Origin of the sequence: Frigoribacterium sp. 2-23, from assembly GCF_049601585.1 — a bacterium.
GTDB lineage: Bacteria > Actinomycetota > Actinomycetes > Actinomycetales > Microbacteriaceae > Frigoribacterium.
The window spans coordinates 1,207,536-1,232,669 of record NZ_CP187126.1; the positions used below are offsets into that span (position 1 = coordinate 1,207,536).

The following is a 25,134-nucleotide window of genomic DNA, read 5'->3' on the forward strand; positions in this document are numbered from 1 at the left end:
ATGACGCACGACCCCTCTCACGCCTCGGGCGCCAGGCCACGATCGTTCTCCTTCCGTGGCCGGGTGGCGACCAAGGGGCCCGGCCCCGCGAGCACGGGCAACATCGCGAACATCATCACCGTGGTGCGCATCCTCATGGCGCCGCTGTTCATCTCCTGGCTGCTGATCGATGACGGGGTCGACGGCCCCCTGCGGATCGCCGCCGCGGTGCTCTTCGTCATCGCGATCCTCACCGACAGTCTCGACGGCATGCTGGCGCGGGGCCTCGACCTGGTCACCGACTTCGGCAAACTCGTCGATCCGATCGCCGACAAGGTGCTGATCGGCGGCGCGCTCGTGTCGCTGACCATCCTGGGCGAGCTCCCGTGGTGGGTGACGGCGCTCATCCTCGTCCGCGAGATCGGCATCACCGTCTACCGATTCGTCGTCTTGAAAGACCGGGTGATACCGGCGTCCCGGGGCGGCAAGATCAAGACCGTGCTGCAGGCGGTCGCGGTCTCGCTGGCCCTGTTCCCGTTCTGGAACGTCTTCGGCGAGGGCATGCACTGGGTGAACGGCGTCGTCATGACGGCCGCCGTCGTCGCGACGCTCGTATCGGGGGCCGACTACATGCGCGTCGCCCTCCGTCACGGTCGCTCGTGACGTCGGCGCATGACATCGTCGCCGAGCTGACGTCGCGCGGTCTCACGGTCGCGACGGCGGAGTCCCTCACGGGCGGGCTCGTCGTGGCCGAACTCGTCTCCGTCGCCGGGGCATCCGCGGTCGTCGCCGGCGGCGTCGTCGCCTATCAGACCGAGGTCAAACGGACCCTGCTCGGCGTGGACGCCGACCTGCTCGCGCGCCGGGGTCCGGTCGACGCCGAGGTCGCGGCGCAGATGGCGTCACGGGTGCGGCATGTGCTCGCCGTCGACGGGCGGGACGCCGATGTCGGGCTCTCGACGACCGGTGTGGCAGGTCCCGACCCGCAGGGTGGCCACGCGCCGGGCACGGTCTTCGTCGCCGTCGCGATCGGTGACGACGTGACGGTCGTCCCCTTGCAGCTGGAAGGCGACCGAGAAGCCATCCGACGAGGCGTCGTCTCCGAACTCCTGTCAGCGTTATTCGACCGGTTGGCCGCGACGAGGGAATAACCCGCGTTTCGGTCTCGTTACATCCGCCGGGTTCACAAGCGTCATACAGACCCTGCTGGTTACAGTGTCATCCAGCTCGGCATTAGTGTTACTCACCCACCAGATATCCCGTCGAGGTGGGTCGTTCCACACGGAGGAGGGTCCTATGGTTCTGGTACGTCAAGAAATCGGTGACGTCCTTCGCGACTTCCGCTTGCAGAAGGGCCGCACGCTCCGTCAAGTCGCGAGCAAGGCGAGTGTCGCACTCGGATACCTCAGTGAGGTCGAGCGTGGTCAGAAAGAGGCCAGCTCCGAGATTCTCGCGTCCGTCGCGGACGCACTCGAGACACCGATCTCGGTGATCATGCGAGAGGTCGGCGACCGGATGGCCGTCATCGAGGGTCTCAACCCGATCCCCGACACACTGCCCGACGATCTCGTCGCGGAGTTCGACAAAGACCTGGCGGTCCGCTGACCTGAGCAGCAACCTGATCCGAATGCCCCGGCGGTGTGTCCGGGGCATTCGTGTGTCCACCGTGAGCGGTCGGTCGCCCGCGAGACGGCGACCCCCGGGGAGGAGCGAGATGCGAAAGAGTGAATTCCGACGAGCCGTCGACACGGTCTTCGGCGAGGGCTACGGCCGGGTCGTCCTGCGCGATCTCGTCCTGACCGAGTTCGGGGACAGGACGGCCGAACAGGCGCTGGCGGAGGGGGCCCCGCCGCGGGAGGTCTGGACCGCGCTGTGCGATGCCGAGGGCGTCCCACTCGCTCGACGTCATGGTGTGGGCCTTCCTGCACCTCGTGACTGAGCATCCGTTCGATGGCGTGTTCGACACGCCGCCCACTCCGGTCGAACATGTGTTCGTGTCGGTGTTAGCCTCCTCCACAGTGGATCGGTCGACCACGTTGTGCACGAATGGCTCCTCGCTCGTTCTCGATGTCGGGGGTTGCTCGTAGCGTTTCCGTATCGACGTTCCACAGCCTCCGGTCCGCCGGCGGCGACTGCCTTGTCGTAGAGCTGGCGACCTTGTTCCACCGGTCGACAGCAGCGCGACAGCCTAGAGGCGCACGGACACCATCCACGAAGGAGCACACCATGCCATCACCAGCAGACCGCGAGAAGGCCCTCGAGACCGCCCTCGCCCAGATCGACCGCCAGTTCGGCAAGGGCGCCGTCATGCGCCTGGGCAGCGACGACCGCGCTCCCGTCGCCGTCATCCCGACGGGCTCGATCGCCCTCGACGTCGCGCTCGGCATCGGTGGACTCCCGCGGGGCCGCATCGTCGAGATCTACGGACCCGAGTCGTCGGGTAAGACCACGCTCACCCTGCACGCCATCGCGAACGCGCAGCGCAGCGGCGGCATCGCGGCCTTCATCGACGCCGAGCACGCTCTCGACCCCGAGTACGCGAAGAAGCTCGGCGTCGACATCGACGCGCTGCTCGTGTCGCAGCCCGACACGGGTGAGCAGGCACTCGAGATCGCCGACATGCTCGTGCGCTCCGGGTCGATCGACCTGGTCGTCATCGACTCCGTCGCCGCTCTCGTCCCCCGCGCCGAGATCGAGGGCGAGATGGGCGACTCCCACGTGGGCCTCCAGGCGCGTCTGATGTCGCAGGCGCTCCGCAAGCTGACCGGTGGGCTCAACCAGACCGGCACCACGATGATCTTCATCAACCAGCTGCGCGAGAAGATCGGTGTCTTCTTCGGCAGCCCCGAGACCACGGCCGGTGGTAAGGCCCTGAAGTTCTACGCGTCCGTACGACTCGACATCCGCCGCATCGAGACCCTCAAAGACGGCAGTGACGCGGTCGGCAACCGCACCCGGGTCAAGGTCGTCAAGAACAAGATGGCTCCGCCGTTCAAGCAGGCCGAGTTCGACATCCTCTACGGTGTCGGCATCTCTCGCGAGGGCAGCCTGATCGACTTCGGTGTCGAACACGGCATCGTCCGAAAGTCGGGTGCCTGGTACACCTACGAGGGCGACCAGCTCGGCCAGGGCAAAGAGAACTCGCGCAATTTCCTCCTCAACAACAAGGCCATCGCCGACGAGATCGAGCACAAGATCCTCGCGAAGCTCGGTGTCGGAGGCGCGGTGCCGATCGAGAAGCCCGTCGAGTCGATCGAAGCGAAGATCCAGGCTCGTAAGGGCGCATGACCTCCGACGACGATCGACGCGACTCCGACCTCGCCCCGGTCACCCCGCTCTTCGGGCGTGACCGGGGCGGGAAGTCCTCCTCCACCCCATCGATCGTCGAGCCGGTGGCAGAGAGCGACGCCAGGTCCGCGGCCCTGGCGGCCGTGTCGGCCCACTGGGCCGACACGTCGGCGGCGACCGGTGCCGGCGATGAGACCGATGACGACGAGGCAGCCGGCCCACCCGAAGACCTCGCTTCGCAGAAGCAGCGGGCCGAGAACATCAGTCTCCATGCGTTGTCGCGACGCGGGGTGTCATCCTCCGAGATGACGAAGCTCCTTCGTGCTCGAGAGCTCGACGAATCGGTCGTCCTCGACGAGGTCGAGCGGCTGGAGCGGGTCGGTCTCCTCAACGATGCCGAGCTCGCCGAGAATCTCGTTCGTGCCAAGCAAGAGCGCAAAGGGCTCGGGCGCGGTGCCGTGTCGGCCGAGTTGCGCTCTCGGGGCATCGATCCCGACACCATCGAGGTCGCGATGGCCGAGATCGACGACGACGACGAGCAGGCTCGCGCCGACGAGTGGGCGAGGAAGCGCGCCTCTTCTCTCCGTGGCCTCGATCGTGAGACGGCCGAGCGGCGTCTCAACGGGTACCTGATGCGTCGGGGTTACCGTTCCGAGGTCGTTCGACGGGCCATCGAGAAGGCCCTGCCCCGTGGGGGCTCGTCGCGAGGCGGCGTGCGCTTCGAGTAGGTGTGGTCCGTCCCGGTGGGGCGGGCCCTCGGTGCCGTCCCGAGGCGTGCCTCGTCCTACACTGAGGCACTATGTCGCACGTCCTGAGTTCCCGAGAGAGTGACGCCGCACCGGCGTCGACCGATGTCGTTCCAGTCCCTCAGGGCCGCACCTACGAGGTGCGGACATTCGGCTGCCAGATGAACGTCCACGACTCCGAGCGTCTCAGCGGTTCCCTCGAGGCGGCCGGGTACGTGTCGGCTGGCGGCGGGGAGCCCGATGTCGTGGTGATCAACACGTGTGCCGTCCGCGAGAACGCCGACAACAAGCTCTACGGCAACCTGGGCCAGCTGGCCTCGATCAAGAAGCGCCACGCGGGCATGCAGATCGCCGTGGGCGGTTGCCTGGCTCAGAAGGACAAGAACGTCATCCTCGAGAAGGCGCCGTGGGTCGACGTCGTCTTCGGTACGCACAACATGGGTGCGCTCCCTACGCTGCTCGAACGAGCACGCCACAACGACGAGGCCCAGCTCGAGATCCTCGAGTCCCTCGACGTCTTCCCGTCGACCCTCCCGACCAAGCGCGACTCGACCTACAGCGGGTGGGTCTCCATCTCGGTCGGATGCAACAACACCTGCACCTTCTGCATCGTGCCGTCGCTCCGGGGTAAGGAGAAAGACCGCCGACCGGGGGAGATCCTCGCCGAGATCCAGGCGCTCGTCGACGACGGGGCGATCGAGGTCACCCTTCTCGGTCAGAACGTGAACTCCTACGGCGTCGAGTTCGGTGACCGCCTGGCGTTCGGCAAGCTGCTCCGCGCCGCCGGCACCATCCCCGGTCTCGAGCGCATCCGCTTCACGAGTCCTCACCCCGCCGCCTTCACCGACGACGTGATCGATGCGATGGCCGAGACCCCGGCCGTGATGCCGCAGTTGCACATGCCTCTCCAGTCGGGCTCGGATCGCATCCTCAAGGAGATGCGGCGCAGCTACCGCAGCACGAAGTTCCTCGGCATCCTCGACCGGGTCCGCGATCGCATCCCGCATGCCGCCATCAGCACGGACATCATCGTGGGGTTCCCCGGCGAGACGGAGGAGGACTTCGCCGAGACGCTCCGCGTCGTCGAGGAGGCGCGGTTCGCGTCCGCCTTCACGTTCCAGTACTCCATCCGCCCCGGAACACCTGCGGCCGACCTGCCCGACCAGCTCCCCAAGGCCATCGTGCAAGAGCGCTATGAACGCCTCGTCGCCCTTCAGGACCGCATCTCCGAAGAGGAGAACCGGGCACAGATCGGGCGCACGGTCGACGTGCTCGTCGCGACCGGCGAGGGGCGGAAGGACATCGAGCGCCACCGGCTCTCGGGTCGCGCCGAGGACACGCGTCTCGTGCACTTCGAGGTGCCCGACGGGCAGCCGACGCCCCGCCCGGGCGACGTCGTCACGGTGCGCGTCACCGCAGCGGCGCCGTTCTATCTGCTGGCCGATGCCGCACCCGGCGGAGTCTATGCCGTGCGACGCACGCGGGCCGGCGACGCGTGGGACCGCTCCGAGGCCGCGTCCTGCGGCGTGCCCGCCACGCCGTCGGCGTCGACGGGAGCCCCTCGCGTCTCGCTCGGGTTGCCGACGCTGCGCGTGGCGACCGCGCCGATCTACGACGTGGCCGACGGCCAGCGCTGAGGATGGTCGTCGCGGCCGTCGTCGGTGCGACCGGCACCGGCAAATCTGCCTTCTCGCTCGACGTCGCGGCCGGTCTCGCCTCGCGGGGCGTCGCCGCCGAGATCGTCAACGCCGACGCCATGCAGCTTTATCGCGGCATGGACATCGGCACGGCGAAGCTGTCCGTCGCCGAGCGTGCCGGGGTGCCGCACCACCTCTTCGACGTGCTGGAGGTGACGGACGAAGCGAGTGTCGAGTGGTACCAGCGCGTGGCCCGACAGGTGATCCTCGACATCGAGGCTCGAGGTGCCGTCGCGATCCTGGTCGGCGGGTCGGGCCTGTACGTCTCGAGCGTGCTGTTCGACTTCCGGTTCCCCGGCACCGACCCGGCCGTGCGTGCGCACTACGAGGCCATCGCCGACCAGGACGGTGCGCGGCCGCTGTTCGCACTCCTCCAGCAGCGCGACCCGGTGTCCGCGGCCTCGATCGGGCAGTTCAACGCGCGCCGGCTCGTGCGTGCGCTCGAGGTCGGCGACATCACGGGGCGGCCGTTCTCGGAGTCGTCCGCCGGCGCTGACACACCCTGGCGCGCCTCCTCGGTGTTCGGCCTGACCGAGCAGCGCGAGGTCCTCGTCGAACGTCTCGACCGGCGGGTGGCGTCCATGTGGGCCGACGGGCTCGTCGACGAGGTGCGCGGGCTGCTCCCGCGGGGCCTCGAGCGAGGTGTCACCGCGAGCCGGGCCATCGGCTACGCGCAGGCGATCGCCCAGATCGCGGGGGAGTCGACCGAGGCCGAGGCGATCGACGCGACGGCGGCCCTCACCCGCAGGTATGCGCGGCGCCAGGTGAGCTGGTTCGCGCGCTACACGGGTGTCGACCGGTCGTCGTCGGGCGACACCGCGGCCGTCGAGCGGGCCGTCGATAGACTCGCCGGGTGACGACCACCCTGCATTTCACCAAAGGCCAGGGGACGGGCAACGACTTCGTGTTGTTCGCCGACCCCGAGGGCGAGTTCCCCCTCGACGCCGACACCGTCCGGGCTCTGGCCGACCGCCACTTCGGCGTCGGCGGCGACGGTGTCATCCGTGCCGTCCGCTCGGCTCATCTGCCGGCGGGCGAGGCGGCCCTCGCCGAGGACCCCGAGGCCGAGTGGTTCATGGACTACTACAACGCCGACGGCAGCGTCGCCGAGATGTGCGGCAACGGCATCCGGGTCTTCGCGCGGTATCTCACCGAGCGCGGGCTCGCGAGTCTCGATCGCGGCGAGACCCTCTCGATCGGCACGCGGGCCGGCGTGCGTGACGTCCAGCGCAACGCGACCGGGTTCCAGGTCGATCTCGGCCGCTGGTTCCTCGACGACACCGAGACCACGGTGCGCGCGCGCGACCTGCACGCCGCCCGTCCCGGGCTCGGCATCTCGGTGGGCAACCCCCACGTCGTCGTTGCGCTCGCCTCGAACGACGAGCTCGATGGTCTCGACCTCTCCTACCTTCCGGTGCTCGATCCGTCCCCGGCGCACGGCGCCAACGTCGAGTTCGTCGTCCCGTCCGATCCCCTCGTCATCGACGGCGTCGGTCACATCCGCATGCGGGTGCACGAGCGCGGCAGCGGCGAGACCCTGTCCTGCGGCACGGGTGCCGTGGCCGCGGCCCTGGCGACCCGGCACTGGGCCGGAGCAGGCGCGCCCCACCAGTGGCGCGTCGACGTGCCGGGCGGGACGGTCGGCGTCCGGATGTTCCCGGCCGAAGACGGCGAGCACGTCTCGCTGAGCGGCCCTGCCGAGCTCGTCTTCAGCGGCGAGCTCGCCCTCTAGGCGCGTGTGCCGCGCGGTCTCTTACAGCCGCCGGGCACGCAAGATGCGATAACCCTTGTTGGTGGAGGCGCGGGTCACGTCGACGACATCGGCCATCGCGTCGTTCATCCAGCGCTGCAGGGAGTCCGAGCCGAGGTTCTTCTGCACGACGAGCCAGGCGTCCGCGTCGTCCGCGAGGCGGGGCAGCCACCGCTGCAGCAGCCCGTGCAGTTCGTTCTTGCCGACCCGGATCGGCGGGTTCGACCAGATCGTCGCGAATCGGATGTCGTCGGGAACATCGTCCGGGGTCACGGCGTTGACATTGCTGAGGCCGGCAGCGTGCGCATTCTCGCGCACGAGGTCGAGCACTCTCTGATTCACGTCGACGGCCCACACGGTCGCGTCGGGTGACGACAACGCGAGGCTCACGGTGATGGGGCCCCATCCGCACCCGACATCCAGCAGGTGACCCGTCGTCGGCGGGGCCGGTGTCCCGGCCAGCAGCACCGCCGTCCCCGGGTCGACCCGCTCCGGGCTGAAGACGCCGGAGGCGGTGGTCAGGGTGAGTTCCCGGCCCGCGAGTCGAGCCGTGATCGTCCGACGACGAAGCTCGCTCTCCGGGTTCTCCGAGAAGTAGTGCTCGCTCGACATGCAGGCAAACCTACCGAAAACCGAAAGGGCTAGTATCACTGCAATGACTGACCACCCCACGACACCGTCCGACGCCGGGCGGGACGAAGGCACCGACGACGTCGTCGAGCGTGTCCTGAGCCGTGCGGCATCCCGGGCTTCGGCCTACACCGTCTTCTCGCCCGCGCAGGCGATCCAGACCCGATCCCTCGTCGACGGCGGCTCCGACGGCGACCAGTTCGACCGCGAGGACCGCCAGGCGCTCCGTCGTGTGGCCGGTCTCTCGACCGAGCTCCAGGACGTCACCGAGGTCGAGTACCGGCAGCTCCGGCTCGAGAACGTCGTCCTGATCGGCGTCTACTCGCAGGGCTCGCTGTCCGACGCCGAGAACTCCATGCGCGAGCTCGCCGCTCTCGCCGAGACGGCGGGAGCGGTCGTCCTCGACGGACTCCTGCAGCGGCGACCCAACCCCGATCCCAGCACCTATCTCGGTCGAGGCAAGGCCGAGGAGCTGCGCGGCACCGTCGCGGCCCTCGGTGCCGACACGGTCATCGCCGACACGGAGCTCGCCCCGAGCCAGCGACGTGCCCTCGAGGACGTCGTCAAGGTCAAGGTGATCGACCGGACGGCCGTCATCCTCGACATCTTCAGCCAGCACGCCAAGAGCCGGGAGGGCAAGGCCCAGGTCGAGCTCGCGCAGCTCGAGTACCTGCTGCCCCGCCTCCGCGGCTGGGGTGAGTCGATGTCCCGCCAGGCCGGTGGCCAGGTCGGTGGGGCCGGCGCGGGTATGGGCAGCAGGGGCCCGGGTGAGACGAAGATCGAGCTCGACCGTCGTCGCATCCACACCCGTATGGCCCGGTTGCGCCGGCAGATCACGGCGATGAAACCCGCTCGTGACGCGAAGCGGGCGAACCGCGACCGCAACGAGGTCCCGTCCGTCGCCATCGCCGGCTACACGAACGCCGGCAAGTCCAGTCTGCTGAACCGGCTCACGAGCGCCGGTGTCCTGGTCGAGAACGCCCTGTTCGCGACCCTCGACGCCACGGTCCGCAAGAGCACGACGTCCGACGGCCGGCCCTACACGTACACCGACACGGTGGGCTTCGTGCGCAACCTGCCGCACCAGCTCGTCGAGGCGTTCCGCTCGACGCTCGAAGAGGTCCAGGCGTCCGACGTCATCGTGCACGTGGTCGACGGCTCGCACCCCGACCCGGCCGCGCAGTTGTCGACCGTGCGCGACGTCATCGGCGAGGTCGACGGTCGCGACATCCCCGAGATCGTCGTGTTCAACAAGAGCGACCTCATCGACGACGGGCAGCGGCTCGTGCTGCAGGGCCTCGAACCGACGGCCGTCTTCGTGTCGGCCCGGTCGGGCGAGGGCATCGACGAGCTGCTCGCGCGCATCGCCGACCAGATCCCCGAGCCGGAGGTCGAGATCGAGGTGCTCGTGCCCTACGACCGGGGTGACGTCGTCTCGCATCTGCACGAGTCCGCCCGTGTCCTGAGCACGGACTACGTCGAGGCGGGTACCCACGTCCGCGCACGCGTCTACCCGAGCGACGTGTCGTCGCTCCAGGCATTCGTCGTGTCACCGGTCTCGACCTAGACACCGACGACACGAAGGAGGCGCGGTGAGGGTTTCCCCTCACCGCGCCTCCTTCGTCGTCTGACGACGTGACACGACTCGCCGGTCAGACCGAGCGCAGGACCGCCACGACCTTGCCGACGATCTGCGCCTGATCGCCCAGGATGGGCTCGAACGCGCTGTTGCGGGGGAGCAGCCACGTGTGACCGTCGCGCTGGCGGAACACCTTCACGGTGGCCTCGTCGTCGAGCATCGCCGCGACGATGTCACCGTTCTCGGCGTTCTGCTGCTGACGGACGACCACCCAGTCGCCGTCGCAGATGGCCGCGTCGATCATCGACTCCCCGACGACGCGCAGCATGAACAGGTCGCCCTTGCCGACCAGCTGACGCGGCAGCGGCATGACGTCCTCGACCTGCTGTTCGGCCGTGATCGGGATACCGGCGGCGATGCGCCCGACCATGGGGACGTGCGCGGTGTCGCCGTCGTCACTGGTCGTGAGGATGGACGTGACGGTCGCGAGGGGCTGGCTCGGGTCCGTCAGGACCTCGAGGGCGCGGGGGCGGTTGGGGTCGCGACGGATGCGCCCGGCCAGCTCGAGCTGGTTCAGCTGGTGGGTGACGCTCGAGAGCGACTTCAGCCCGACGGCGTCACCGATCTCGCGCATGCTCGGCGGGTAGCCCCGGCTCGCGATGCTGTCGGTGATCGCGGTGAGGATCGACGTCTGTTTGGGCGTCAGGCTCTTCCGAGCCCCGGGGTCTGCACCCGTCTCACGGGTGGACGTCGCGTCGCTCATCTGTCTCCTGCCTCGATGTCGGTGGTCGCTGTTTGACTCGGTCCACCGATCGAAACCGTATCTGATCGGGCGGTGAAACCGAGACACATGTTCGAGTGTGTCGGCGTTTCGAGGTCGATTTCTCATGATTTCGTGCGAGTGAGGGCTTGATCTCCGCCTCAATCGAAGATATGTTCGGAACATGTCTTCGTGTCCGGCATTCCCGGCCGAGTGCCGGGCACGAGGCATCCAGCGTCACAGCACCAGCACCAGCACCAGCACCAGCACCAGCACACAGCACGTCATCACTTCTCCCCGTCGTGAAAGGACACTCCTCATGAGCGCCACGCACACCCCGCAGGCCGTCGCCCCGCGTATCCGGCTCCGCATCACCCGTCGCGGCCGTCTCGTCCTGACGATGCTCGTCGCCCTGCCGCTCATCGCCCTCCTCGCCGCATTCATGGTCAACGGTGGCGGCGCGGTCGCGACCGACACGACGGGGTCGACCGATTTCCAGTACGTGACCGTCGAAGGTGGTCAGAGCCTCTGGCAGGTCGCCCAAGAGATCGCCCCGACGAAAGACCCCCGCGACGTCATCAGCGACATCGTGCGTCTCAACAATCTGCCGAGTGCCGAGGTGGCGGCGGGCGAGAGCCTCGCCATCCCGACCAAGTACGGCCACTGACCCTCCGATAGCCGACCCTCCGGCCGTCCTCCGGAGCGACCGGCAGCGTCACGAACGCGAGGCGCATGCGCTCGGCCCTTAACATGGCTCTGTGCCTTTCAGCCTCGACGACCTGCCCATCCGAGACGACCTCAGGGGTCTGAGCCCGTACGGGGCTCCCCAGAAGCACGTCGCGGTCCAGCTCAACGTCAACGAGAACACGCATCCGATCCCCGAGGACGTCGCCCGCGACATCGTCGAGTCGATCGCCCAGGCCGTGCTGACGGTCAACCGGTACCCCGATCGTGAGTTCACGCCGCTCCGCGAGGCGCTGGCGCGCTATCTCGGTCACGGCTTGACCGCCGACAACATCTGGGCGGCGAACGGCTCCAACGAGGTCATCCAGCAGCTCATGCAGGCCTTCGGCGGCCCCGGGCGGTCCGTGCTCGGGTTCCCACCCACGTACTCGATGCACTCGATCATCGCGGCCGGTAGCGGTACGACCTGGGTCGAGGGGCAGCGCGACGCGGGCTTCGAGATCAGCCCCGAGACGGCCGTGGCCGAGATCCGTCGGACCCAGCCCGACATCGTCTTCTTCTGCGGCCCCAACAACCCCACGGGCACGCCGCTCGACCTCGAGACCGTGGTGGCCGCCTACGAGGCGACGGACGGCATCGTCTTCGTCGACGAGGCCTACGCCGAGTTCATGCCGAGCGACCGTCCCACCGCGCTGACCCTGCTCGAGGGTCGCGAGCGGCTGGTCGTGTCGCGCACCATGAGCAAGGCGTTCGCGTTCGCGGGCGCCCGGGTCGGCTATCTCGCCGCGCACCCCGCCGTGGCGGATGCCCTTCGACTCGTCCGTCTGCCGTACCACCTGTCGTCGCTGACCCAGGCGGCCGCGGTCGCGGCCCTCGCGCACGCCGACGAGATGCTCGCGATGGTCGACGAGATCAAGACCCAGCGCGACCGCATCGTCCACGAGCTCACCGAGATGGGTTATGAGCCGTGGCCCACCTGGTCCAACTTCGTCCTCTTCGGCGGGGTCGACGACCCGGCCGCCGTCTTCGAGGCCCTGCTCGACCGCGGGGTGATCGTCCGCAACCTCGGCATCCCGAACCACCTGCGGGTCAGCGCCGGTACGGAGGCCGAGACGACGGCGTTCCTCGACGCGCTCCGCGACATTAGGCTCTCTTCGTGACCGATACCCGCGCCTCCCGCCGTGCCTCCCTCAGTCGTGAGACGAGCGAGTCGTCCATCGCGCTCGCGCTCGACCTGGACGGGACGGGCACGTCGTCGATCGAGTCATCCGTCCCGTTCTTCGACCACCTGCTCACGGCGCTGTCCAAGCACTCGCTGATCGATCTCGACGTGAAGGCCAGTGGCGACACCCACATCGACGTGCACCACACGGTCGAAGACATCGGCATCACGTTCGGCACGGCCCTGAAGGAGGCGCTGGGCGACAAGCGCGGCATCTCGCGCTACGGCGACGCCCTGGTGCCCCTCGACGAGGCGCTCGTGCAGGCCGTCGTCGACGTGTCCGGCCGCCCCTACCTCGTGCACACCGGCGAACCCGAGGGCTTCGAGTTCCACCTCATCGGTGGGCACTTCACCGGCTCGATGGTGCGACACGTCTTCGAGGCGATCACGTTCCACGCCGGCATCACCGTGCACATCCGAGTCCTCGGCGGCCGCGACCCGCACCACATCGCCGAGGCCGAGTTCAAGGCGTTCGCGCGGGCGCTCCGTCAGGCCGTCGAGCCCGACCCACGCGTGACCGGTATCCCGTCGACCAAGGGCGCCCTGTGACCGTGACGCGACCCGACGTCGTCGTCCTCGACTACGGCTCCGGCAACGTGCACTCGGCCGTCAAGGCGCTCGAGCTCGCCGGAGCCGATGTCGAGCTCACGCGCGACCGCGACCGGGTCGCGGCGGCCGACGGGCTCTTCGTGCCCGGTGTCGGTGCCTTCTCGGCCGTCATGAGTCAGCTCGAGTCGGTACGCGGCGGCGAGATGATCGATCGGCGACTCGCCGGTGGTCGTCCCGTCATGGGCATCTGCGTCGGCATGCAGGTCTTCTTCGAGGGCGGCGACGAGCGTGGTGCGACGACGGGCGGCCTGGGGGAGTGGCCCGGCACGGTCGAGCTCCTCAAGGCCGACGTGCTGCCGCACATGGGCTGGAACACGGTCGAGGCGGCCGCCGACAGCGTGCTCTTCGACGGCGTCGCCGACGAGCGGTTCTACTTCGTGCACTCGTATGCGGCGCAGACCTGGTCGCTCGACGTGATCCGGCCGTTCGCCGAGCCGCGCGTGACCTGGGCCGACCACGGGGGCCGGTTCGTCGCCGCCGTCGAGAACGGTCCGCTCTGGGCGACGCAGTTCCACCCCGAGAAGTCGGGTCGGCCGGGCATCCGGTTGCTCTCCAACTGGCTCGATACCCTCTGATCCAACGCCCCTCCGAGCCGGTGCTCCGGCGGAGGGGTCTCGGTGTCGCATGGGCGACGCCTCCCGACCCGCGCGGCGCCGCCGCGAGAGAGACGACATGAGCGAGTTCACCACGACCCCCGCCCTGACCCTGTTCCCGGCCGTCGACGTGGCCGGCGGCCAGGCGGTCCGACTGACCCAGGGCGAGGCCGGCAGCGAGACGAATTACGGCGACCCGGTCGAGGCGGCCGACGACTGGGCGACGCAGGGTGCCGAATGGGTGCACCTCGTCGATCTGGACGCCGCCTTCGGTCGCGGCAACAACCGCGCCGTGATCAAGCGGGTCATCAAGCAGGTCAAGGGCGTCAACGTCGAGCTGTCCGGCGGCATCCGCGACGACCGGTCGCTCGAGGACGCCCTGGCCACGGGTGCCAAGCGGATCAACCTGGGCACGGCCGCCCTCGAGAACCCCGAGTGGGCAGCGCACGTCATCGCCGAGTACGGCGAGGCCGTGGCCGTGGGGCTCGACGTGCGCGGCACGACCCTCGCGGCACGAGGCTGGACGGAGGACGGCGGTGATCTCTGGACGGTGCTCGCCCGGCTCGAGGACGCCGGCTGCTGCCGCTACGTCGTCACCGACGTCACGAAGGACGGCACGCTCCGCGGCCCCAACGTCGACCTGCTGCAGCAGGTCATGGAGCGCACGCACCGACCGGTGATCGCCTCGGGCGGCATCTCGAGCCTCGACGACATCGCGGCCCTGCGCGCTCTCGTACCCCAAGGTCTCGAGGGCGCCATCGTCGGCAAGGCCCTCTACGCCGGCAACTTCACCCTGGCAGCGGCTCTCGACGTCGCCTCCGACTGACATGGCCGACGCTCACTCGCCGTCGGGGCACGAGCACGGCCCCTCCGGGCACGCGCACGGCCCGTCGGGTGCGGGCGGTGCCGACAGTGCCGGTCTGCCATGGGCGGGTCGCACCTTCGACCACCACGACACGGCGTACGCGGGCGATGACGGCTCGGCCGACCCGCGCCTCCTCGACACGCTCGAGGCCTTCCACCGGGGCGAGCGTGACGAACGCGACGTCGTCGACGCGCTCCGCCCCGCGCGCCTCCTGGTGCCACTGATCGCGGTGGCCGGCGACGAGGGGTACAACGAGCACGGCGTGCGCGTCGACAAGACGCAAGAGCTGTCGATCGTCACCGTCGCGGGCCCCGACGGGCGGGACGTGCTCCCGGCGTTCACATCGGTGGCGACGTTGTCCGCCTGGGACCCGAAGGCCCGTCCCGTCCCCGTCGAGGCGCGACGGGTGGCTCTGGCGGCCGCGTCCGAGTCGACGGATCGGATCGTCATCGACCCCGGGTCGTCGACCGAATTCGGTCTCCGCCGCCCGGCCGTCTGGGCCGTGGCCCAGGACGTCCCGTGGCAGCCGAGTCACCGCGACGACGAGGTGCTGCGCGCGTTCCTCGATCGTTCCGGACACGAGGAGGCGCTGGCCGGCCTGGTCCTTGCACCCGGCTACCAGGCGGCTCGCCTCGGTCCGCCCGAGCTCGTCGTGCAGCTCGGGGTGCGCCCTGGCCTCGATCGCGACGCGCTCGCTGCGTTACTGGCGCGACTGCAGCAGGCTTGGGCGGCCGACCCGATCATCACCGATCGGGTCGACAGCCTGACGGTCCGCGTCGTCAGCGCCTGACCGGGCAGCGCCTGACCGGGCAGCGCCTGACCGGGCAGCGCCTGACGAGCCCTAGTTGACCGGGCCGGTGTACTTCTCGCCGGGGCCCTGGCCCACGGCGTCCGGGATCGACGACGCCTCACGGAACGCCAGCTGCAGCGACCGGAGTCCGTCGCGCAGGGCGCGGGCGTGCTGGTCGCCGATCTCGGGGGCGCTGGCCGTGACGAGGCCGGCGAGCGACGTGATCAGCTTGCGCGCCTCGTCGAGGTCGGTCTGGGTCTCGGGGGAGTCGGCGAGGCCGACCTTGACGGCCGCTGCGCTCATCAGATGGACGGCGACCGTGTTGATCACCTCGACCGCATTGACGTCCGCGATGTCGCGGATCGCCTCGTCGGAGGCCGGGGTGGAAATGCTGTCGCTCACAAGCTGATCCTCTGCTAAACTCGTCCAGGCCCCGAGGCGTCTGCCCCGGTGCGAAAGTGGAGATTCTCCCACCCGCGCTTGACCGTTACATAGGTTACCGGGTTGTTGGTACCCCGCCGATCCAGCTCTGCTGACTCGGCAGCTAGGGTGCAGTGCAACAGGTGTCGTCATGATGCGTGCTGCGCGAACCTCCTCTTTCTCCGCCGTGCCACCCGGTGCGACGGATGACGAAGCATTCACAGAGGAGCTCCGCATCAGCGATCCCCGTACGAACGACCGAATCCGCGTCCCCGAGGTCCGCCTCGTCGGTCCTGGCGGTGAGCAGGTCGGTGTCGTCCCCATCGCCATGGCACTGCGTCTCGCCGCAGAGGCCGAACTCGACCTGGTCGAGGTGGCGCCCAACTCGAAGCCGCCCGTGGCGAAGATCATGGACTACGGCAAGTTCAAGTACGAGGCCGCCCAGAAGGCGAAAGAGGCCCGTCGTAACCAGGCGAACACGATCCTCAAGGAGGTTCGCTTCCGTCTGAAGATCGACAAGCACGACTACGAGACGAAGCGCAAGCGCGCCGAGGGCTTCCTCCAGGGTGGCGACAAGGTCAAGGCCATGATCCTGTTCCGCGGGCGCGAGCAGTCGCGTCCCGATCAGGGTGTCCGTCTCCTCCAGCGGTTCGCCGAGGACGTCGCCGAGTTCGGCAGCGTCGAGTCGAACCCCACGATCGACGGCCGCAACATGGTCATGGTGATCGGCCCTCACAAGAACAAGTCCGAGGCCAAGGCCGAGGCAGAAGCTCGCAAGGCCGCCAACAAGGCGCCCAAGCACCCGACGTCCGACGAGGTCGCGGCCGACGCACCGGCCGAGTGACCGCTCAAAGAAAGTAAGTACATGCCCAAGCAGAAGACCCACTCCGGCGCCAAGAAGCGCTTCAAGGTCACCGGTTCCGGCAAGATCATGAAGCAGCAGGCCGGCATGCGCCACAACCTCGAGGTGAAGAGCGCCAAGCGCAAGGCTCGCCTGAACCAGGACCAGGTGCTCGCCCCCGCCGACGCCAAGGTCGCCAAGAAGCTTCTCGGCCACTGAGCCGCCGGACAACGTAGAGGAATAAGAACATGGCAAGAGTCAAGAGGGCGGTCAACGCCGCCAAGAAGCGTCGCGTCGTTCTCGAGCGCGCCGAGGGTTACCGCGGTCAGCGTTCGCGCCTGTACCGCAAGGCCAAGGAGCAGGTCACCCACTCGCTCGTCTACTCGTACCGCGACCGTCGCGCCAAGAAGGGCGAGTTCCGTCGCCTGTGGATCCAGCGCATCAACGCCGCGTCGCGTGCGAACGGCCTGACCTACAACCGCCTCATCCAGGGTCTCGCCCTGGCCGGCATCGAGGTCGACCGTCGCATCCTCGCCGACCTGGCCGTCAACGAGCCCGCCACGTTCGCGTCGATCGTCGCGACCGCCAAGGCCGCGCTGCCCGCCGACACGTCGGCGCCGAAGGCGACCGCCGCGTAATCACACGGCTCACGCATCACCACTCAGGGTGCGGCACGCTCAAGCGTGCCGCACCCTTGGTGCATAGTGGGGGAGTGCCTCGTAACGACGACCTCCTCGACAACCCGCGTTCACCCCGAGTGCGTGCGGTGGCCAAGCTGGCCAAACGAGACGCCCGGTCCGAGACCGGGCTCTTTCTCTTGGAGGGCCCGCAGGCCGTCTCCGAGGCGCTGACCTACCGGCCCGAGCTCGTCCTCGAGCTGTTCGCGACGCCCACCGCGATCGAGCGCTACGACACGATCGAGCAGCTCGCCGACGAGGCCGGCATCGACGTGGAGTTCGTCACCGAGGCCGTGCTCTCGACGATGGCCGACACGGTCACGCCGCAGGGGCTCGTCGCCGTCTGTCGGCAGTTCCCGACCTCCGTCAAAGAGATCTTCGCTGCAGCCGACGGCGAGGGGCCGAAGCTCATCGCCATCCTCGAAGAAGTCCGCGATCCGGGCAACGCCGGCACGATCATCCGTGCCGCCGATGCCGCTGGTGCCGATGCCGTGATCATGACCGGCCGCAGTGTCGACCTCTACAACCCCAAGGTGGTCCGGGCCACGACCGGCTCTCTCTTCCATGTTCCGGTCGCCGTCGGCATCGAGCTGCCGGCGATCATCGCCCGGTGCCGCGAGGCGGGTGTGCAGGTGCTCGCGGCCGACGTCAAGGGCGACGACCTGCTCGCGGCCCGTCAGGGCGGGCTGCTCGACGCCGCGACCGCCTGGCTCTTCGGCAACGAGGCCCGCGGGCTCACGGACGAGAACCTCGCGCGGGCCGATGCCGCCGTGGTCGTGCCCATCTACGGGCATGCCGAGTCCATGAATCTGGCGACCGCCGCCTCCGTCTGCCTCTACGAGAGCGCGTTCGCCCACCGCGCTTAGTCGGGTTCCGTACAAGACGTTTCGGTTTCGTTAAGAATCCACTGTGAGTTTGTACTCGACCGCCCCTTCTGTTTGTGTAAGGGCATGCAACCCCTCGTCGTCGTCGACCATGTCAACAAGCACTTCGGTGAACTGCACGTTCTGAAAGACGTCTCGACGACGGTCAATCGGGGCGAGGTCGTCGTCGTCATCGGCCCGAGCGGGTCGGGCAAGTCGACGCTGTGCCGGGCGATCAACCGTCTCGAGACCATCGACGACGGTGTCATCTCCATCGACGGCACGCGTCTCCCCGAAGAGGGCTCGGCCCTCGCCACGCTGCGCGCCGACGTGGGCATGGTGTTCCAGAGCTTCAACCTGTTCGCCCACAAGACGGTCCTCGAGAACGTCACGCTCGGCCAGATCAAGGTCCGCAAGCGCTCCAAGGCCGAGGCCGAGAAGCGTGCGATGGAGTTGCTCGACCGGGTCGGTGTCGCCAACCAGGCGCAGAAGATGCCGTCCCAGCTGTCGGGTGGTCAGCAGCAGCGCGTCGCCATCGCCCGCGCCCTGGCGATGGACCCGAAGGTCATGCTCCTCGACGAGCCCACGAGCGCGCTCGACCCCGAGATGATCACCGAGGTGCTCGACGTCATGGTCCAGCTCGCCAAGGACGGCATGACGATGATCGTCGTCACCCACGAGATGGGTTTCGCCCGCAAGGCGGCCGACCGCGTCGTGTTCATGGCCGACGGCCAGATCGTCGAAGAGGCGACCCCCGAGGCCTTCTTCACCAACCCGACGTCCGAGCGGGCCCGCGACTTCCTGTCCAAGATCCTCACGCACTAAGCCACGCGGGTCGATCCGGCCGGCGTCGCCGTGTCGGGCCGGCCCCGGGTCACCGCCCCCGTTCGTCGTTCGGCGCGCGGGTCACACAGCAAGGAGAACACGCATGCGACTGAACAAGGGATTCGTAGCCGCTGCCGCAGCCGCCGTCATGGTGCTCGGACTCACGGCCTGCACCGACTCGTCGGCCCCGGCCGTCGACGTCGAGACGCCCGCCGCCTTCGACGAGGGCACGACGATGAAGAAGCTCGCCGACGCAGGCGAGATCACCATCGGCACCAAGTTCGACCAGCCGCTCTTCGGCCTGGCGAACCCCGACAACGTCCCCGAGGGCTTCGACGCCGAGATCGGCAAGCTGGTCGCCGCGAAGCTGGGCATCCAGCCCGACAAGATCAAGTGGGTCGAGACGGTCTCCGCGAACCGCGAGCCGTTCATCCAGAACGGCCAGGTCGACCTCGTCGTCGCGACGTACACGATCAACGACGCGCGCAAGCAGGTCGTCTCGTTCGCCGGCCCCTATTACCAGGCCGGTCAAGACCTCCTCGTGCTCGACGGCAACCCCGACGGCATCCAGAGCGTCGACGACCTCGCCGGCAAGTCCGTCTGCACGGTCAGCGGCTCGACGAGCGAGAAGAACGTCCTGCAGTACACGAGCGACATCATCGCGACCGACACGTACTCGAACTGCCTCGAGCCCCTCCGCAACGGCACCGTCGCCGCGGTCACGACCGACAACGTCATCCTCGCCGGTCTCGCCGACCAGAACGAGGGCGAGTTCGAGGTCGTCGGCAAGCCCTTCACCGAGGAGCCCTACGGCATCGGCCTGGCGCTCGACGACACCGAGTTCCGCACCTTCATCAACGACGTCCTGCAGGACGCCGAGGACGACGGCACCTGGGACAAGCTGTGGGAGAAGACGGCGGGCAAGATCCTCGACACCCCGACGCCTCCGACGATCGACCGCTACTGAACCACTGACCGACCCGAGGAGGCGCGGTGCCCGTGCCCGCGCCTCCTCGGCTCCGTCCCCCTCCACCCCCTTTCGTGAGCGCCGGCCCGCCGGCCTCACCCGAGTGAGCAGGCCTCGATGAACCCGTTCGACCTCCTACCCGGCTTCGACGCCGTGACCGACAACTGGCCGCGCTTCTGGGACGGCTTCGTCACGACCCTGCAGTTGCTCGCGATCTCCGGTGTCGGCGCGCTCGTGATCGGTTTCGTCGTGGCGGCGATGCGCATCTCTCCGGTGGCGTCGTTCCGTGCGTTCGCCACGGTCTACACCGAGGTGATCCGGAACATCCCGCTCACCCTCGTCCTGTTCTTCTGCGCGTTCGTGCTGCCTTATCTGGGCGTCGACTTCGGGTCGTACTTCCCGCTCGCGCTGATCGGGCTCGCGGTCTACACGTCGCCGTTCGTGGCCGAGGCGGTCCGATCGGGCATCAACGGTGTGCCGATCGGGCAGGCCGAGGCGGCTCGCAGCATCGGCCTGGGCTTCGGCCAGACACTCGGCTTCGTCGTGCTGCCGCAGGCGATCCGCATGGTGATCCCGCCGCTCATCAACGTCTTCATCGCTCTGACGAAGAACACGTCCGTCGCGGGCGCCTTCTTCGTGGGCGACTTGTTCGCGGCCGGACGCTACATCGCGAACGACCGGGGCGACGCCGTCGTGACGACGCTGCTCGCCGTCGCCGCCGCGTACCTCCTCATCACCGTCACCCTCGGTCGTCTGTCGGCCGTCGTCGAGAAGAAGGTCGCAGTCCTCCGATGAGCACCACCGTCCTCTATGACGCTCCCGGCCCCAAGGCCCGTCGCACGTCGCGCATCATCTCGGTGGTCGGGGTCGTGCTGGTCCTGGCCCTGATCGCCTACCTGGTCTTCCTGCTCGGGCGGCCGCGTATCAGCGCGAACGGCAACGAGACGCCCGGTGTCCTCGACCCGTCCCGCTGGGACATCCTCGGCGATCTCGCCCTCTGGCGAGCGATCGGGCAGGGCTGGCTGAACACCATCCGTGCCGCGGCCGTCGCAGCCGTGCTGGCCGTGATCATCGGAATCCTGTTCTCGTTCGCGCGCACGGCGAGATCGGCCTGGATCCGAGTACCGACGACGATCGTGCTCGAGTTCTTCCGCGGTATGCCCGTGCTCCTGATGATGCTGTTCATCCTGCTCGTCTTCGCGACCGGTGCCTTCTGGGCCGTCGTGGCCGCCCTGGCCGTGTACAACGGGGCGCTGATCGGCGAGGCCCTGCGCGCCGGCATCGCCTCCCTGCCCAAGGGGCAACGCGAGGCAGGGCTCGCCATCGGCCTCTCGCCGGTCCGCACCCGGTTCGCCATCGAGTTCCCGCAGGCGTTCCGGCAGATGCTGCCGATCATCCTGGCGCAGCTCGTCGTGCTGCTGAAGGACACCTCGCTCGGCTACATCGTGGGGTACGTCGAGTTGACGCGCCGCGGCCTGAACCGTCTCGGCACGTACTACGGCAGCAGCTACACCTTCACGCTGTTCGCCGTCGTGCTCGCCGTCTACCTCGCGACGAACCTCCTCGTGTCGTGGATCGTCCGCATCGTCGACCGTCGGACAGGTCGTCGCGGTGTCGTGCTCAAGCAGAAGACGCCTACCGCCGAGCCCGGTGCGCTCGTCGACGCCGGGGCGCGATCGCCGCTCCGCACGGGCGAGGACAGATCCGGCGGGTTCTGACGGGCGTGAAACGCGCTCCCGGTCATCGGTAAGCTTGGTTCTCGTGTCAGACACCGTCCCCATCACCGCAGACGCCGTCGCGTCGGCCGTCGATGCCGCCCTCGCGGCGATCGCCACGGCCGCCACCGTCGCCGAGCTGAAGACCGCTCGTGCGCAGCACTCCGGTGAGGCCTCGATCCTGGCTCGGATGAACGCGGGCCTCCGCGATCTGCCGAACGACCAGAAGGCCGCCGCCGGCAAGCTCGTCGGCCAGGCCCGCGGTCGCGTCAACGGCGCCGTCGCCACGCGCGACGCCGAGCTCGTCGAGCTGGAGGAGGCGGCGCGTCTCGAGGGCGAGCGCGTCGACGTGACGGCGCTGCCCACCCGTCGTCGTCCCGGCGCGCGGCACCCGCTCAGCCTGCTGCAGGAGAAGATGGCCGACCTGTTCATCGGCATGGGCTGGGAGGTCTCGGAGGGCCCCGAGCTCGAGCACGAGTGGTTCAACTTCGATGCGCTGAACTTCGACGCCGACCACCCGGCGCGCGCCATGCAAGACACGTTCTTCGTCGACCCCGTCGACGAGCACCTCGTGCTGCGCACCCACACGTCGCCCGTGCAGATCCGCACCCTGCTCTCCAAAGAGCTGCCCGTCTACAACGTCGCGACCGGCCGGGTCTTCCGCACCGACGAGCTCGACGCGACGCACACGCCCGTCTTCACCCAGATCGAGGGCATCGCCATCGACAAGGGCCTCACGATGGCGAACCTCCGCGGAACACTCGAGCACCTCGCGCGGTCGATGTTCGGCGCCGAGGCGCAGATCCGCCTGCGCCCCAACTACTTCCCCTTCACCGAGCCGAGCGCCGAGATGGACGTCTGGCAGCCGCACGCCAAGGGCGGCGCGCGGTGGGTCGAGTGGGGCGGCTGCGGCATGGTCAACCCGAACGTGCTCCGCGCGGCCGGTATCGACCCCGAGGTCTATCAGGGCTTCGCCTTCGGCATGGGCATCGAGCGCACGTTGCAGTTCCGGTACGACCTGAACGACATGCGCGACATGGTCGAGGGCGACGTACGGTTCAGCGAGCAGTTCGGGATGGTGGTCTGATGCGGGTTCCGCTGAGTTGGCTCGGCGAGTACGTCGACCTGCCCGAGGACGTCTCGCTCGAGCACGTCCACGCCGCGCTCGTGTCGGTCGGCTTCGAAGAAGAGGACGTGCACGTCGGTGACGTGACCGGCCCGCTCGTCGTCGGCCAGGTGCTCGAGCTGCAGCCCGAGCCGCAGAAGAACGGCAAGACGATCAACTGGTGCCAGGTCGCCGTCGGCCCGACCGCCGTCGACCCGTCGGTCGAGACCCACCCCGACGACGTCCGGGGCATCGTCTGCGGTGCGCACAACTTCGTCGTGGGCGACAAGGTCGTCGTGTCGCTGCCCGGCGCCGTGCTGCCCGGCCCGTTCCCGATCGCCGCGCGCAAGACCTACGGTCACGTGTCCGACGGCATGATCGCATCGACCCGCGAGCTGGGCCTCGGCGACGAGCACGACGGCATCCTGCTGCTCTCGTCCCTCGGGCTCGACCCCGAGGTCGGCACCGACGCCATCGCCCTGCTCGGTCTCGACGATGCCGCGGTCGAGATCAACGTCACACCCGATCGCGGTTACGCGTTCAGCCTCCGCGGTGTCGCCCGCGAGTACTCGCACGCCACGGGGGCAGCGTTCCGCGACCCCGCCCTGTCGACGACCCCCGGGGTCGGGTCCGGCTTCGACGTCGCGATCGACGACCTCGCTCCCATCCGCGGCCGCCGCGCGGTCACCACGTTCGTGACCCGGGTGGTGCGCGGCATCGACGCGACCCGGCCCACGCCTCCGTGGCTCGCGTCGCGACTCCGCCTCGCCGGCGTACGGTCCATCTCGCTGCCCGTCGACATCACGAACTACGTCATGTTCGAGCTGGGCCAGCCGATCCACGGGTACGACCTGGGCGCCGTGAGCGGTGGCCTGACCGTCCGCCGGGCGGCCGCGGGCGAGCGCCTGACGACCCTCGACGGCCAGACACGCGATCTCGACCTCGAAGACCTGGTCATCGCGGACGAGTCGGGCGCCATCGGGCTCGCCGGGGTGATGGGCGGCGCGACGACCGAGATGGGCGACGCCACGACCGACGTCCTGATCGAGGCCGCGACCTTCGACCCCGTCTCCGTCGCCCGCACGGCTCGTCGCCACAAGGTGCCGAGCGAGGCCTCCAAGCGCTTCGAGCGCGGCGTCGACCCGCGCGTGTCCGCCGTCGCCGCCCAACGGGTCGTCGACCTGCTCGTCGAGCTGGCCGGCGGTGTCGTCGACGAGCTCGGCAGCGTCTACGACGTCAGCGAGCCCGCGGCCACGCTCTTCCTGCCCGATGGGCGTGCCGCCTCCCTCATGGGTGTCGACTACACCGACGACGAGGTGGTGGAGGCGCTGCTCGCGATCGGCGCCGACGTCACGGTCGCCGACGGTGGCTGGTCCGTCGTGCCGCCGTCGTGGCGCAGCGACCTGGTCGACACGGCCGGTCTCGTGGAGGAGATCGCCCGCATCACCGGGTACGACCGCATCCCGTCCGTGTTGCCGGTCGCGCCTCCCGGTCGCGGTCTCAGCCGGGAGCAGCAGCTCCGTCGTCAGGTCTCGGCGTCGCTCGCCGCGGCCGGCCTCGACGAGGTCTTCGCCTACCCGTTCGTCTCCGCCGCGCAGAACGTGGCCTTCGGCTCGGTCGGGGGCGCCGCAGCTCCCGCCGTCCGACTGGCGAACCCGCTCGACTCGGCCTCGCCCGAGCTCCGCCGGTCGGTGCTGCCGGGCCTGCTCGACGTCGCTCGCCGCAACCTGGCGCGCGGACTCGTCGACCTCGCCGTCTACGAGACCGGCACCGTCTTCCTGCCCGAGGCCGGTGCCACGTACGGCACCGCGACCGTCCCGGTCGGCGCGAGCCGCCCCGACGACGAGCTGCTCGCGTCGCTGCAGGCCAGCCTGCCGGCCCAGCCGCGCCACCTCGGTGTCGTGACGACCGGATCAGTGGTCGACCGGCAGCCCGGTCAGTCGGCCGTCGCCGCGTCTCTCGCCGACGCGCTCGACGCCGTCCGCGTCGCCGCGCACGCGGTCGCCGCCGACGTCACCTTCCGCCAGACGACGCACCCGTCGCTCCACCCCGGTCGCACGGCCGAGATCGTCGTGGCGGGCGAGGTCGTCGGCGTCGCCGGCGAGCTGCTGCCGTCGCTGGCGGCCGAACTCGACCTGCCGCGCGTCGTCGCGGTCGCCGAGCTCGACCTCGACCGTCTGATGCAGCTCGCCCGCGTCGAGCCCGAACCGTCGCCGATCTCGTCGTATCCTGCCGCGACCCAGGACGTCTCGCTCGTCGTCGGCGTCGACGTCCCCGCGGGCGAGGTCCTCTCGGTCGTGCGCGAGGGGGTCGGCTCGTTGCTCGAGAACGTCCGTCTCGTCGACGACTACCGGGGCGACGGTCTGCCCGACGACTCGAAGTCGCTGACGTTCGCGCTCCGATTCCGAGCCACCGACCGCACCCTGACGCAGGTCGAGGCCACCGAGGCCAAGCAGGGGTCGGTTCGACTCGCCGCCGAGCGATTCGGGGCGGCGCTCCGCGACTGAACACCGTCGCCCGGCGCCGCCG

The 25,134-nt window shown here is 69.1% G+C and carries 29 protein-coding genes; 26 read left to right on the forward strand and 3 right to left on the reverse strand.

Annotated features, from left to right (window positions below; genetic code table 11):
• From pgsA to dapF, 9 genes are all read left to right on the forward strand, one after another.
• Entirely contained in the window at positions 1–642 is a 642-nt protein-coding gene (gene pgsA, locus ACPEEZ_RS05745) for a CDP-diacylglycerol--glycerol-3-phosphate 3-phosphatidyltransferase (protein WP_423923689.1), read from the forward strand.
• Positions 639–1,130 (forward strand): CinA family protein, encoded by a 492-nt coding sequence (locus tag ACPEEZ_RS05750; protein ID WP_423923691.1) that lies wholly within the window; start codon positions 639–641, stop codon positions 1,128–1,130. The genes pgsA and ACPEEZ_RS05750 overlap by 4 nt, the downstream gene beginning before the upstream one ends.
• 145 nt (positions 1,131–1,275) lie before the next feature.
• Complete coding sequence (locus ACPEEZ_RS05755) at positions 1,276–1,584, forward strand: helix-turn-helix domain-containing protein (RefSeq protein ID WP_423923693.1); 309 nt, start codon at positions 1,276–1,278, stop codon at positions 1,582–1,584.
• A 109-nt stretch (positions 1,585–1,693) separates the two neighbouring features.
• Positions 1,694–1,918: a DUF3046 domain-containing protein gene (locus tag ACPEEZ_RS05760; RefSeq protein WP_423923695.1), complete on the forward strand. Its 225-nt coding sequence runs from the start codon at positions 1,694–1,696 to the stop codon at positions 1,916–1,918.
• 287 nt (positions 1,919–2,205) lie between these two features.
• Positions 2,206–3,267 carry a recombinase RecA gene (gene recA / locus ACPEEZ_RS05765; RefSeq protein ID WP_423923697.1) on the forward strand — a complete coding sequence of 354 codons (1,062 nt, stop codon included), beginning with the start codon at positions 2,206–2,208 and terminating at the stop codon, positions 3,265–3,267.
• Entirely contained in the window at positions 3,264–3,995 is a 732-nt protein-coding gene (locus ACPEEZ_RS05770; protein ID WP_423923699.1) for a regulatory protein RecX, read from the forward strand. Before recA ends, ACPEEZ_RS05770 begins: the two co-directional genes overlap by 4 nt.
• Positions 3,996–4,066: 71 nt before the next feature.
• Entirely contained in the window at positions 4,067–5,650 is a 1,584-nt protein-coding gene (gene miaB, locus ACPEEZ_RS05775; protein WP_423923701.1) for a tRNA (N6-isopentenyl adenosine(37)-C2)-methylthiotransferase MiaB, read from the forward strand.
• A 2-nt stretch (positions 5,651–5,652) separates the two neighbouring features.
• A complete protein-coding gene (miaA, locus tag ACPEEZ_RS05780) occupies positions 5,653–6,567 on the forward strand; it encodes a tRNA (adenosine(37)-N6)-dimethylallyltransferase MiaA (protein ID WP_423923702.1) in 915 nt (304 codons plus the stop codon).
• The gene (gene dapF, locus ACPEEZ_RS05785) at positions 6,564–7,442 is read left to right on the forward strand and encodes a diaminopimelate epimerase (protein WP_423923704.1); all 879 of its coding nucleotides are present in this window, start codon (positions 6,564–6,566) and stop codon (positions 7,440–7,442) included. Before miaA ends, dapF begins: the two co-directional genes overlap by 4 nt.
• 21 nt (positions 7,443–7,463) lie before the next feature.
• Here the strand turns inward: dapF and ACPEEZ_RS05790 are convergent, their stop codons facing one another.
• The gene (locus tag ACPEEZ_RS05790; protein ID WP_423923706.1) at positions 7,464–8,072 is read right to left on the reverse strand and encodes a class I SAM-dependent methyltransferase; all 609 of its coding nucleotides are present in this window, start codon (positions 8,070–8,072) and stop codon (positions 7,464–7,466) included.
• 43 nt (positions 8,073–8,115) lie between these two features.
• On the opposite strand from ACPEEZ_RS05790, the gene hflX reads away from it, so the two are divergent.
• Complete coding sequence (gene hflX / locus ACPEEZ_RS05795) at positions 8,116–9,657, forward strand: GTPase HflX (RefSeq protein WP_423923708.1); 1,542 nt, start codon at positions 8,116–8,118, stop codon at positions 9,655–9,657.
• Positions 9,658–9,742: 85 nt separating this feature from the next.
• On the opposite strand, the gene lexA is transcribed toward hflX, so the two are convergent.
• On the reverse strand, positions 9,743–10,432 hold the full coding sequence (lexA, locus tag ACPEEZ_RS05800) for a transcriptional repressor LexA (protein WP_423923710.1): 690 nt from the start codon (positions 10,430–10,432) through the stop codon (positions 9,743–9,745).
• A gap of 316 nt (positions 10,433–10,748) precedes the next feature.
• Between lexA and ACPEEZ_RS05805 the strand changes: the two genes are divergently transcribed.
• The 6 genes from ACPEEZ_RS05805 (at position 10,749) to ACPEEZ_RS05830 (ending at position 15,192) form a co-directional block, all read left to right on the forward strand.
• Positions 10,749–11,096 carry a hypothetical protein gene (locus ACPEEZ_RS05805; protein ID WP_423923712.1) on the forward strand — a complete coding sequence of 116 codons (348 nt, stop codon included), beginning with the start codon at positions 10,749–10,751 and terminating at the stop codon, positions 11,094–11,096.
• Between the two features lie 91 nt (positions 11,097–11,187).
• The gene (locus tag ACPEEZ_RS05810; protein ID WP_423923714.1) at positions 11,188–12,273 is read left to right on the forward strand and encodes a histidinol-phosphate transaminase; all 1,086 of its coding nucleotides are present in this window, start codon (positions 11,188–11,190) and stop codon (positions 12,271–12,273) included.
• Positions 12,270–12,884 carry an imidazoleglycerol-phosphate dehydratase HisB gene (gene hisB / locus ACPEEZ_RS05815; protein WP_423923716.1) on the forward strand — a complete coding sequence of 205 codons (615 nt, stop codon included), beginning with the start codon at positions 12,270–12,272 and terminating at the stop codon, positions 12,882–12,884. The genes ACPEEZ_RS05810 and hisB overlap by 4 nt, the downstream gene beginning before the upstream one ends.
• A gap of 2 nt (positions 12,885–12,886) precedes the next feature.
• Positions 12,887–13,519 (forward strand): imidazole glycerol phosphate synthase subunit HisH, encoded by a 633-nt coding sequence (gene hisH / locus ACPEEZ_RS05820; RefSeq protein WP_423923718.1) that lies wholly within the window; start codon positions 12,887–12,889, stop codon positions 13,517–13,519.
• Between the two features lie 97 nt (positions 13,520–13,616).
• A complete protein-coding gene (gene priA, locus ACPEEZ_RS05825) occupies positions 13,617–14,363 on the forward strand; it encodes a bifunctional 1-(5-phosphoribosyl)-5-((5-phosphoribosylamino)methylideneamino)imidazole-4-carboxamide isomerase/phosphoribosylanthranilate isomerase PriA (RefSeq protein WP_423923720.1) in 747 nt (248 codons plus the stop codon).
• Between the two features lies 1 nt (position 14,364).
• Positions 14,365–15,192, forward strand: a complete 828-nt coding sequence (locus ACPEEZ_RS05830; protein WP_423923722.1) for an SseB family protein — start codon at positions 14,365–14,367, stop codon at positions 15,190–15,192.
• A 51-nt stretch (positions 15,193–15,243) separates the two neighbouring features.
• On the opposite strand, the gene ACPEEZ_RS05835 is transcribed toward ACPEEZ_RS05830, so the two are convergent.
• Complete coding sequence (locus ACPEEZ_RS05835) at positions 15,244–15,594, reverse strand: DUF1844 domain-containing protein (RefSeq protein WP_423923724.1); 351 nt, start codon at positions 15,592–15,594, stop codon at positions 15,244–15,246.
• Positions 15,595–15,847: 253 nt separating this feature from the next.
• On the opposite strand from ACPEEZ_RS05835, the gene infC reads away from it, so the two are divergent.
• The 10 genes from infC (at position 15,848) to pheT (ending at position 25,112) form a co-directional block, all read left to right on the forward strand.
• Entirely contained in the window at positions 15,848–16,456 is a 609-nt protein-coding gene (gene infC, locus ACPEEZ_RS05840; protein WP_423924187.1) for a translation initiation factor IF-3, read from the forward strand.
• 21 nt (positions 16,457–16,477) lie between these two features.
• A complete protein-coding gene (gene rpmI / locus ACPEEZ_RS05845; RefSeq protein WP_043596704.1) occupies positions 16,478–16,672 on the forward strand; it encodes a 50S ribosomal protein L35 in 195 nt (64 codons plus the stop codon).
• Positions 16,673–16,701: 29 nt separating this feature from the next.
• On the forward strand, positions 16,702–17,091 hold the full coding sequence (gene rplT / locus ACPEEZ_RS05850; protein WP_423923727.1) for a 50S ribosomal protein L20: 390 nt from the start codon (positions 16,702–16,704) through the stop codon (positions 17,089–17,091).
• Between the two features lie 74 nt (positions 17,092–17,165).
• On the forward strand, positions 17,166–17,996 hold the full coding sequence (locus ACPEEZ_RS05855; RefSeq protein WP_423923729.1) for a TrmH family RNA methyltransferase: 831 nt from the start codon (positions 17,166–17,168) through the stop codon (positions 17,994–17,996).
• A gap of 84 nt (positions 17,997–18,080) precedes the next feature.
• A complete protein-coding gene (locus ACPEEZ_RS05860; RefSeq protein WP_423923731.1) occupies positions 18,081–18,818 on the forward strand; it encodes an amino acid ABC transporter ATP-binding protein in 738 nt (245 codons plus the stop codon).
• A gap of 103 nt (positions 18,819–18,921) precedes the next feature.
• The gene (locus ACPEEZ_RS05865) at positions 18,922–19,785 is read left to right on the forward strand and encodes a glutamate ABC transporter substrate-binding protein (RefSeq protein ID WP_423923733.1); all 864 of its coding nucleotides are present in this window, start codon (positions 18,922–18,924) and stop codon (positions 19,783–19,785) included.
• A gap of 117 nt (positions 19,786–19,902) precedes the next feature.
• Positions 19,903–20,580 (forward strand): amino acid ABC transporter permease, encoded by a 678-nt coding sequence (locus ACPEEZ_RS05870; protein ID WP_423923735.1) that lies wholly within the window; start codon positions 19,903–19,905, stop codon positions 20,578–20,580.
• Positions 20,577–21,503: an amino acid ABC transporter permease gene (locus tag ACPEEZ_RS05875; protein ID WP_423923737.1), complete on the forward strand. Its 927-nt coding sequence runs from the start codon at positions 20,577–20,579 to the stop codon at positions 21,501–21,503. The genes ACPEEZ_RS05870 and ACPEEZ_RS05875 overlap by 4 nt, the downstream gene beginning before the upstream one ends.
• A 43-nt stretch (positions 21,504–21,546) precedes the next feature.
• Entirely contained in the window at positions 21,547–22,587 is a 1,041-nt protein-coding gene (gene pheS / locus ACPEEZ_RS05880) for a phenylalanine--tRNA ligase subunit alpha (protein WP_423923739.1), read from the forward strand.
• The gene (gene pheT, locus ACPEEZ_RS05885) at positions 22,587–25,112 is read left to right on the forward strand and encodes a phenylalanine--tRNA ligase subunit beta (protein WP_423923741.1); all 2,526 of its coding nucleotides are present in this window, start codon (positions 22,587–22,589) and stop codon (positions 25,110–25,112) included. Before pheS ends, pheT begins: the two co-directional genes overlap by 1 nt.
• Positions 25,113–25,134 lie beyond the last annotated feature (22 nt).